General features: G+C 35.6%; 6 protein-coding genes and 1 pseudogene. 4 read left to right on the top strand and 3 right to left on the bottom strand.

Going from position 1 to position 10,625, the window contains the following annotated elements; translation table 11 throughout:
• Positions 1–81: 81 nt before the first annotated feature.
• From AFK68_RS25585 to rppB, 4 genes and pseudogenes are all read left to right on the top strand, one after another.
• Positions 82–937, top strand: a pseudogene (locus AFK68_RS25585) (HAD-IC family P-type ATPase); the annotation flags it as partial.
• A gap of 9 nt (positions 938–946) precedes the next feature.
• Positions 947–1,633 (top strand): HAD-IC family P-type ATPase, encoded by a 687-nt coding sequence (locus AFK68_RS25580; RefSeq protein ID WP_143438251.1) that lies wholly within the window; start codon positions 947–949, stop codon positions 1,631–1,633.
• A gap of 670 nt (positions 1,634–2,303) precedes the next feature.
• Positions 2,304–3,002: a two-component system response regulator RppA gene (gene rppA / locus AFK68_RS25575; protein ID WP_094676199.1), complete on the top strand. Its 699-nt coding sequence runs from the start codon at positions 2,304–2,306 to the stop codon at positions 3,000–3,002.
• A 288-nt stretch (positions 3,003–3,290) separates the two neighbouring features.
• Positions 3,291–4,673 carry a two-component system sensor histidine kinase RppB gene (rppB, locus tag AFK68_RS25570; RefSeq protein WP_094676197.1) on the top strand — a complete coding sequence of 461 codons (1,383 nt, stop codon included), beginning with the start codon at positions 3,291–3,293 and terminating at the stop codon, positions 4,671–4,673.
• Positions 4,674–4,994: 321 nt separating this feature from the next.
• On the opposite strand, the gene AFK68_RS25565 is transcribed toward rppB, so the two are convergent.
• The 3 genes from AFK68_RS25565 to AFK68_RS25555 all read right to left on the bottom strand — a co-directional run bounded on the left by AFK68_RS25565 (position 4,995) and on the right by AFK68_RS25555 (position 10,602).
• Positions 4,995–6,344 carry an ATP-binding protein gene (locus AFK68_RS25565; RefSeq protein WP_094676195.1) on the bottom strand — a complete coding sequence of 450 codons (1,350 nt, stop codon included), beginning with the start codon at positions 6,342–6,344 and terminating at the stop codon, positions 4,995–4,997.
• A gap of 15 nt (positions 6,345–6,359) precedes the next feature.
• Positions 6,360–6,605: a hypothetical protein gene (locus AFK68_RS25560; protein ID WP_094676193.1), complete on the bottom strand. Its 246-nt coding sequence runs from the start codon at positions 6,603–6,605 to the stop codon at positions 6,360–6,362.
• 175 nt (positions 6,606–6,780) lie between these two features.
• Positions 6,781–10,602, bottom strand: coding sequence for an AAA family ATPase (locus AFK68_RS25555; protein ID WP_094676191.1), 3,822 nt, complete (start codon positions 10,600–10,602; stop codon positions 6,781–6,783).
• Between the last annotated feature and the right edge of the window lie 23 nt (positions 10,603–10,625).

Here is a 10,625-nt window from a genome sequence, read left to right as displayed (position 1 = left end):
CATAAATAATAAAATCACTAACTAAATATATCTGTTTTCATTTTATTTTTTTTGTAATCTAAGTTATTTCCCAACAACTCTATTATTTTTGAAGGGAATAGTACCGTCAATCAAGCTCCAATTACAGGAGAGTCTTTACCAGTTGATAAAACTGTAGGAGATGAAGTTTTTGCAGGTACATTAAATGGGAATGGTGTATTAAGATTAGAAGTAAATAAGTCTCCAGAAAGTAGTTTGATTCAGCGGGTAATTCGTTTAGTTGAACAAGCTCAAACAGAAACTCCACAATCTCAGAGATTTATTGAAAAGTTTGAAAAGACTTATGCCAAAATCATCGTTATCTCTGGAATATTGTTGGGAATTTTACCGCCATTTTTGTTAGGTTGGAGTTGGGAAACGACAATTTATCGCGCTCTAATTTTTTTAGTAGTAGCTTCTCCTTGTGCTTTAATGGCATCAATAATGCCTACTTTATTATCAGGTATTGCTACAGGAGCGCGTCAAGGAATTTTATTTAAAAATGGCGCTCAATTAGAAATGATTGGAGAAATAAAAGCTATCGCCTTTGATAAAACCGGAACTTTGACTACTGGAAAACTCCAAGTTGTTGATATTATCCCTGCTAAAGATAAGTCAGAAATAGAAGTTTTAGAATTAGCTGCTGCCCTAGAATCTTGTTCCGAACATCCGATAGGAGAAGCTATTATCCAAACAGCAATTAGAAAAAATATTCAATGGCGTTCGGCAACTAATGTCGCTGCCAAAACTGGCGCAGGAATTACGGGAGTTGTCGATAGTCAAATTATTGTAGTAGGCAAAGAAAATTTAATTAGGTCAGAAATAAATGCTGGCTTCAATTCTCAGTTATTAGCTGAAAGTAACCGCCTGCAAAAACAAGGAAAAACAGTAATCTGGGTTGCAAAAGAGCGAGAAATTANATAGTCAAATTATTGTAGTAGGCAAAGAAAATTTAATTAGGTCAGAAATAAATGCTGGCTTCAATTCTCAGTTATTAGCTGAAAGTAACCGCCTGCAAAAACAAGGAAAAACAGTAATCTGGGTTGCAAAAGAGCGAGAAATTATTGGCATTATATCTGTTGCAGATACGGTGCGTTTAGAAGCTAAAAAAATGATAAATCAGCTCAAATCTCTAGGTATTGAATCTATAGTTATGCTGACAGGAGACAACAAAAAAACTGCTGATACTGTTGCCCAACATCTTGGTATAAACATAGTCTATTCAGAGTTATTACCCGAAGATAAATTAACAGTAATTAAGCGACTTCAACAAGAAAATAAAAGTGTAGCAATGGTGGGAGATGGTATTAACGATGCTCCGGCTATTTCTCTCGCTACAGTTGGTATTGCTATGGGAGGTGCGGGTAGTGATGTTGCCTTAGAATCAGCAGATATAGTGTTAATGGCAGACCGCTTAGAAAAATTAGTTGAAGCTATAAGTTTAGGTCGTCGCGCCAACCGTATTATTAGGCAAAATATTACTTTTGCTATTGGATTTATTTTCTTATTATTGGTTGCTAACTTTACTGGAAATATTAATATGCCTCTCGGCGTACTTGGCCATGAGGGGTCTACAGTTTTAGTAACATTAAGTGGTTTACGTTTGCTAAAATGACATTCTCTCTCGGCTGAAACACGAGAAATTTCTATCTATTTAGGGTTTGCTGAATAAAGTCTTTTGGTAGGGGTAGGAGACAAGAGAAACGGGAATTCTATAGGAGATAGTAGAAAGAATCATCCCTTGATTTTTCTGCCCAATTCTTGACCAAAATCCTAAGATTTTGAACCTGAGTCGTCGTAAGCATTCAGCGGCTAGCTCTCAGCTATCAGCTTCATTACCTTTAAAAGACGAAAAAGTAATAAGCGAAATTTCATGCTAATTAAAAGTTACTGTAAAAGTCCATCAGTTAAGCTAAAAAGTCTATGGAGCTACATCGTTCATTTTCATTGCTGAATGCTGACTGCTAATAGCTGAATGCTTACGAGTCGTCTAAAACCTCGCACTTTTTGATACTTATATCAAGTCTCATTAATTAGCCATAATAAAAACGTTCTTCATCGTATCAAGAGAATATTTTTTTTTATTTCCCTTGCTCCCTGCTCCCTCAATTTTTTATTGTGGTTATTCAAAGAGACATGATATTAAAAAGGCTAAAACCTTTATGTGTAAAAAGTTTGAGATTTAATCAGCAAGCCCTATTTAAACTGTTTAAACTCAAGTATTATACACTCAAGTAAATGTAGTAAAATTTTTGATATTTTCTATTGTCTATAAGTTAAGCAAAATGAGGATTCTGCTAGTAGAAGATGAAGAAGATTTAGGACTAGCAATTAAGCAAGTCTTGGTCAGTGAAAAGTATGTAGTCGATTGGGTATCCGATGGTCTTCAGGGATGGTATTATCTAGACAACCAATGGACAGACTATAGTGTGGCAATCATTGATTGGCTCTTACCGAAGCTATCGGGATTAGAACTATGCAAACGGCTCAGATTGCACAAAAATCCTTTGCCAGTCCTGATGCTTACTGCCCTGGATAGACCAGAAAATCGCGTCACCGGGCTGGATGCGGGTGCAGATGATTACTTAGTGAAACCATTTGTGATGGCAGAACTCCTAGCAAGGTTGCGGGCACTTCAGAGGCGATCGCCACAATTTCAACCCCAAAATCTTACGGTTGGCAAATTTACCCTAGATTACGCTAACAATGCTCTGGTTATCAGTTTAGCTCCATCCTCTCAAACGATTCCTTTGACAGTCAAGGAATTTCAGATTTTTGCCTACCTGATGCAGCATCCCAATTGCATTATTTCTGGGAGTAAAATTCGCCATCAACTCTGGGATTTGGCAGCAGAACCAATGAGCAACGTCGTCGCTGCCCAAATGCGGTTATTACGTCGTAAGTTAGCAAGTTATGGCTGTGACTGCCCCATTGAAACCATTCGAGGTCAGGGTTATCGGTTCAATACATCTAGGGTTTGCTGAAAAAGTCTTATGGGTGAGGGTAGGAGTCAACCCACCCCTAACCCCTCCCAACCCCTCCCAGGAGGGGAGGGGAAGTCAGGAGTCAGGAGTCAGGAGGAATTGGGAATTTAGAGGAGACAGGAGTCAGAATTATCCCTTGATTTTTCTGCCTTATGTAGCCCAAAATTCTAACTTTTTGAGCTGCTTCAGGCTCAAAACCAGGTATTTCTGACGACAAAAAAAGCTAAAACCTTTATATGTCAATAATTTTAGATTGAATCAGCAAGCCCTATCTAGAGAAAAAACACAATGAACAGCCATCAACTGTTTCGCAACAGTCGTTTCCGTTTAGCACTCTGGTATGCTCTAGTCATGGGGGTAATTTTAAGCCTATCTGGATATGGTATGTATCGAGCGTTGGTTCAAGCCAAATGGGCAGCCTTGGAACGGGAAATTGAGTCTATTGCTGGAACACTACATGATAGCCTTGAACCCATGTTACCGATTTCAGAAGCTCCCACTCTAGTTTTACAGCAAATTTTTCCAGAATTGTGTGTGGTTGGGCAAACCTGTAATACCAATCCTACTCTAATCCAACGACATACTATTGGAATTAGCGATCGCCAGACTTACTACATTCGTCTATTTGACAATCGAGGAAATCTGCTGGCATTTTCACCTAATCAACCCACAAAACTAACTAAAAATTTAGACCCTGCCTCTTGGCAAACACTTCGGAGTCCCAATGGTATTCGCTACCGTCAATTCACGATTATTCTACACAGTGCTGCTGCCCATCAAGGAGTCAATAGCAGTAATCCTACAACCTCCTGGGGTTATTTACAAATTGGGCGAACCTTAGAATCCTTCGATGTTGAAGTCAAGCAGTTCCAATGGATTTTAGCATTCTGGTTTCCCATTGCTTTAAGTGGGGTAGGGATTTCTAGTTGGTGGCTTTCAGGATTGGCGATGCAACCTATTTACGAGTCTTACCAGCAACAAAAAGAGTTCACTGCTAATGCTGCCCACGAATTGCGTTCGCCACTTGCTAGTCTCTTAGCTACTGTGGAAGCAATTTTACGAATACCACAATCGAATCCTCAAGATATCAAGACCATGCTCCAAACAGTAGAACGACAAGGACGACGCTTGAGCAATTTAATTGCAGACTTACTATTTTTGACCAGCCTAGAACATAATTCATCATCGCCTCAGCTCTTTCAACCCTGTTGTTTAAACGATTTAATCGGCGATTTAACTGAGGAATTTTTAGAACTGGCAACCTTCGCTAAAATTGACCTAATTAGTCAAATTCCTGATGGCGAAATTTATGTTTTTGGAAATGAACCTCAGTTGTATCGTTTGGTATCAAACTTAATTACCAATGCGATTCATTATACACCTAATGATGGTCAAGTCGTGGTTAGTTTAACAGCTTGCGACCGTACCGCATTCATTACTGTCAAAGATACAGGAATTGGTATTCCCCCCTCAGAACAAGCTCGTATTTTTGAGCGCTTCTACCGCGTTGACAGCCATCGCGATCGAAAAACGGGAGGAACTGGACTTGGTTTGGCTATTGCCAGGGCAATCTCCCATCATCATCAAGGAGATATTACCGTCAAAAGTCAACTAGGCAAAGGCAGCTTATTTACGATTCATCTACCTTGTATATCTCAGACGTTGGGCTGAATAGACACCTATTCTTCCTTATTCCTGATTCAAAAAATTATAGCGCTACGCGCTAGGGAATAGGGAATAGGGAATAGGGAATAGTAGACTAATAAAGAGTTTTCCTACGGAATGCTGCGCAAACAGGATTTAGAAATGTCCTAACCTTAATGCGTAGCGCTATATTAATTGAACTATAGCGTTTCTCAAATTGGTGAGATACAGTTTTAGATCCCCCCCTGCCCCCTTAAAAAGGGGGGAGTCTTCAAAGTCCCCCTTTTCAAGGGGATTTAGGGGGATCGTAACTGTCTCATCTTTATGAGAAATGCTATATATTGACTTTCAAAGAGGAATTGAAATTACAAATTCTGTACCTTTTCCTGGAGTAGAAATACATTCTAATTTTCCCCCATGACGTTCCACAATAATTTGATAACTAATTGCTAAACCTAAACCTGTACCTTTCCCTACTTCTTTTGTGGTGTAAAACGGATCGAATATGCGCTTTTGCACCGCCTCACTCATACCCATACCATTATCAGCAATACGAATTATTACAAATTTTTCTGCTTCCCTGTCTGTAGTAATAGTAATTTGAGGAGAGCAATTATTATTTTCGTTTCTAATTAATTCTAGTGCATCAACAGCATTACTAATCATATTCATAAATACCTGATTTAGTTCTCCTGGATAGCATCTTACTTTGGGTAAGTTACCATAATTTTTCACAACTTTAATTTCCAATTCATTAGGTTTAGCTTTGAGATTATTTTGAAGAATCATGAAAGTAGAATCTATACCTTCATGTATATCTACATTTTTAACTTGTGATTCATCCAGACGTGAAAAGTTGCGTAGAGATTTGACAATTTTTTTAATTCGGTCAGTTCCTACTTTCATTGAAGTTAATAATTTTGGCAAATCTTCAACTAAAAAATCTAACTCCACCTCTTTAATAATATTTGTTACTTCATCCACAGGTTCGGGATAATTTTGTTGATAGACTTGAATCACATTTAATAAGTCTTGAGCATATTCTTGAGTATATTTAAGATTCCCATAAATAAAGTTGACAGGATTATTTATTTCGTGAGCAACTCCTGCTACTAACTGTCCTAAAGATGACATTTTTTCGGTTTGAATTAGTTGGGTTTGAGTCCGTTTTAATTCTTCTAGTGTTTGAGTTAAACGTTGATTTTTTTGATTTAATTGTTGAGTGCGTTGCTCAACTTTTTGTTCTAAAGTCTCGTACATAAAAGCATTTTCTAAAGAAATTGCTGCTTGAGTAGTTATCATCTCTAATAGTTGTAATCTTTCGGAAGTAAATGCACCTGTGGTTAAATTATTTTCTAAGTAGATAATACCAATGAGTTTACCTTGGTTGATAATAGGAGTACATAATATAGATTTAGGTTGCTGTTGTGTGAAATAAGAGTAGTTTACCCATTTTGCTTCTGTAGTAGCGTCATCCAATACCTGAAATTTTTGAGTTCGCCATACATAGTTAATTAATGCTTGAGGTAATTCTTGAATTGAGGAAAGGGGTACTTGAGGTCGCTGGAAATTTGGCAGATAATTTTGATTATTAATAGGAATATCTGTATCTACAACATAAGTTATTGCTTCAACTATTAATTGTTGGTATTTAACGAGAATGAGAGCGCATTTTTGGGCACCTGCATTTTCCATCATTAGTTGAATTAAACTTCAGAGTAAATTTTCTAGTTTGACTTCTCCAGACAGAGTTTGAGAAACTTTAATTACAGTTGCTAGATCGAGAATATTTTCTCTATTGCTTTGAGAGGTATGGGTATAGGTACTGCTACTAATAAGGTTGTCTTTTTCAGAAGAGGAAACTAACACTTTTGCGAGTAATTGTGGGTATCGTTTTTCTAAGTCTTTGACTTTAACTACTGCTCCCCAGTTAGTATATCCAAAGTAAGCTTCTAACATATAGGTTTGGGCAATTTTGGTTTGACCGAATAATTAATTATTAATTATTAATTAAATAATTGTGGTTTAAAGCCTCCCCTTGGATAGGGGAAAAAAAGTGCTAGGATATTTCCNTCTTCAATCAAGAACGGTTTTAACCAGAGGTAATTATCAATTATCCATTATCAATTATCAATTAATGAACCCACTCTAGATAAAATTTGGCACAGAGTTCATTTGCTAAAGCTGCTTCTTGAATATATTTATTTTCTGTAGCCTGGGCGATCGCCTCTTCATAAGCTTCGATCGCCTCTATTTTGTCTCCAAGTATTTTGTATTTTTCTGCTTCTATTAAATGATATTTATGGGAGTAATTTGTGGGTGCGTGTTGTGCCCAAAATTTCATTTTTTCGGCATTGGCGGTTACTTGCTCTAGTATTTGTTTTTGTTCCTCAACTGCTAAAGTAGGATAAAAAGCTAGTTTAGCTAGTGAACTATAAAAGTAATATACGGGAAAATAAAAGTACCCGCTAACACCGCCCTCAACATATTCTTCTACCCGCATAACATAATTTTTTGATTGCTGAAAATTTCCCAATAAATAAGACAGAATTAATTTATGAAGATAGATATGAAATAAAGCATAGCGGTCATTAATATTTTCATAGAAAGGAATAAATTTTTCCTCATTAAAAGCACTGCCTAATAATAATTCAGGATTTTCTGCATCTCCTAGTAAATTCAACACAGCTTGATGATAAACCTTGGTGTAGTAGTAAGTATTTTCTTGCTTAAACTGTTTGAGAGAATTGGTATGATTAGTTATTTCTGGCTCCAATATATCTAGGGATATACCTGCCAAGTAAGAGTAACAACAGTAATGAAGAATATTATAAAAACCATATTCTAAATCTCCCGTTTCTAAACCTATTTTATAAGCTTCTAGTAAATTAGGGCAAATTTCTTGAATATGAATTTTCCAATGTTCTATACCAACAGAAATTATATGAAATACTTTACTTTTCTGGTCTTTACTCTGAAATTTTTCTAGTAGTTCAGAACCAAGTCTGCCAAACTGATATCCAGTATCAATATCTTGTTCTACAGTGCATAAGAGAAAACCATAGGTGGTACAAGCAAAAGCAAAAAATGTGGATATTCCTGACTCTAAAGATAGATTTATTTGCTCGCATATCATCAATGGTAATAAGGCGGGATTAGAAACAAATATAACCGAAAAAAGTGATGATAAAATGCGCATTGATGCTAATTTTCCTGGGTCTTTTAACAATGGTAAATTAATCAGTTCCAATATATTTTTTCCGATCAAGTTACTTTTAGTTGTTTGCAAGTATTCTTGAATATCTGATGGAGTTGGATTTGTGGGAAAGCTAATCCCAAGAAGTGATAAAACATATAAGCCAATACTTAAAGCTTCTTGCAGTCTAGTTTGAGTAATGTAAGCTTGTATTTTAATTTCGTAGACTTTGATTTTATCCAAAAGTTTATTGCTTTTTTCTAAGACAATATCAACTAATTTCTCCATTTCTTCAAAGTCACCATTCAGATAGTTAGCTTCTGCCGATAATTCATGTAGTGCCAATGTTAGTTGATATTGGTTTGACCAAGGTTTTTCTCCCAGTAGATTTATACCTATCTGAAAATAAGATATTGCTGATTTATAAGCCGTTGATACTTTCGCTTTTATTCCCGCCCTTAAATTTAAACTTGCTAACTCTTCCCTAGCATCTTTTTCTGTAATTAACTCCACACCATAGTTGAGTTGATTTACAATTTCAAAGATTTTTTCTTCTAGTTCCTCATCAACTGCATTTTTTAACAATAATCTGCCAATTTTTAGATGAGTTTTCTGCTTGTTTTTTTCTGGAATTAAACTATAAGCTGCTTGTTGTACCCTATCATGCAAAAAATGATATATCGGTGTTTCTAAATCTTTGATTTCTGGCAAATTATCATCCTGTTCTCCCTGATAAAATTTGTAGGTTTCATCTCCTGGTAAAATTAATCCTTCCGACAAAGCATTCCATAAACATGATGCTGTTTCAGACAGATATTTCTCCGACACAATAGATAAAGTTTCTAAGTCAAACTCATTACTTATACAAGCTGCTAATTTTAATAATTCTTGAGTATCTAGAGGTAGTTTTCTGATTTGGGCAGCCATCAATTCTACCACATCCCCACTCTCTGCCAAAATTTTAATTTCTGGCAAATTGTACAACCATTTCTCTTGTTCCTCATCATAAAAAATTAATCCTTCTTTGTACAGAGACTTGATAAACTGATTGCTAAAAAATGGATTTCCTTCTGTTTTTCTATATATCTCTTCTGTTAGTTCTAATGATTCAGTAGGAGCATAATTGAGAGTATCAGTTACTAAATTATTTAGTGCTGACTGACTCAACGGAGATAGAATTATTTGATTAACAATTGCTCCTGTTGTTTGAATTTCCTCAAGAGTTAATATGAAAGGATGCCCCGCATTTACTTCATTATCTCGGTAAGCTCCTATCAATAATAAATAGTTAATATCTATTTCTTCCATCACTAACTTCATCAACTTTAGTGATGCTAAATCTGCCCATTGTAAGTCATCTAAAAATATTACTAATGGATGCTCTGCTTGACCAAATACAGATATAAATTTTGAGAATAATAAATTGAACCGATTTTCGGCAGCACTGGGAGATAATTCTGTGGCGGGAGGTTGTTTACCAATTAATAATTCTAATTCGGGAATTACATCTATTATTACTTGTGCTTCTTCTCCCAATATTTGCTGTACTTTAATGGCGATAACTTGTAATTTTTCTTCGGGTTCACTGAGAATTTGTTTTACCAATTCTGCAAAAGCATTTAACCATGCTGAAAATGGTATATCTCTTTGAAATTGGTCGAATTTTCCCTCGATAAAATAACCTCTTTTTTCTACTATTGGTTTATGCACTTCATTCACTAATGCTGATTTACCAATACCAGAAAATCCTCCTACTAACATCAATTCACTTTGAGATTTTTTACGGTCAGAAACTCTCTCAAATGCTGTTAATAATATTTCTACTTCTTCTTCTCTTCCATAGAGTTTTTCTGGGATAATTAAATAGTTGTTTCTGTCTTTTTTCCCGAGGTCAAATACTGTGACTTTTTTGTTATTTTCCCATTCATACTTACATTTTTCTAAATCATGGCGTAATCCTGCTGCTGTTTGATAACGTGCTTCTGGCATTTTTTCTATTAATTTAAGCACTATGGAATTGAGGGTTTCTGGTATTTCCTGATTTAATTCTATGAGAGGTTTTGGTTGACGAGCAATATGAAAGTGAACTAACTCCATGGGATCTGTGGAATTAAAGGGGAGTTGTTTTGTTAATAATTCATAAAATGTAATTCCTAATGAGTATAAATCACTCCTATAATCTATTCCTCTATTCATTCGCCCTGTTTGTTCTGGTGAAATATAAGCTAGAGTTCCTTCTAGGGTATTGGGATTTCGGATTTCTGCTGTTTCTTTAGGGAGCTTTGTTGTGGTACTAAAATCTATAATTTGGATTTTTTGGCTTTGGGGATTAAGAATAATATTGTGGGGTTTTATATCTTTATGAATCATCCGATTTTCATGCAATTTTTCTAGGGGATTAATTATTTGTAGAGCTATTTTAAAAAAATGATTGATCTGGTCTGAATTAGAGTGCTTAAAAAGATTTTCTTGACTGAGATATTCTGGCAGAGATATGCCTCCAAAATCTTCCATTACTAACATTAAACGTTGCTCAAATTTTTCCAGTGCTAGGATTTTTACTATTCCTCGAAAGTTGAAGTTTTTGAGTATGTTATAAGCGTTGCGGTATTGAGTTAAGGAATGGAAATTAGGATATGGATGGTTGGGAAGTTTAAGGATGACTAATTTTTGGTCATATTCCGAGTAAGCGCGATAGATTATTGTGCGATCGCTGGCATAGATTTCTTCTAGGAGTTCATAGTTCAGAATTTTATGCATTAGTTCATTTAATTAGAGGTAAT

Origin of the sequence: Hydrocoleum sp. CS-953 (assembly GCF_002260545.1) — a bacterium.
Taxonomy (GTDB): Bacteria; Cyanobacteriota; Cyanobacteriia; order Cyanobacteriales; family Microcoleaceae; genus Trichodesmium.
This window is presented reverse-complemented; position numbering and strand designations above follow the sequence as displayed.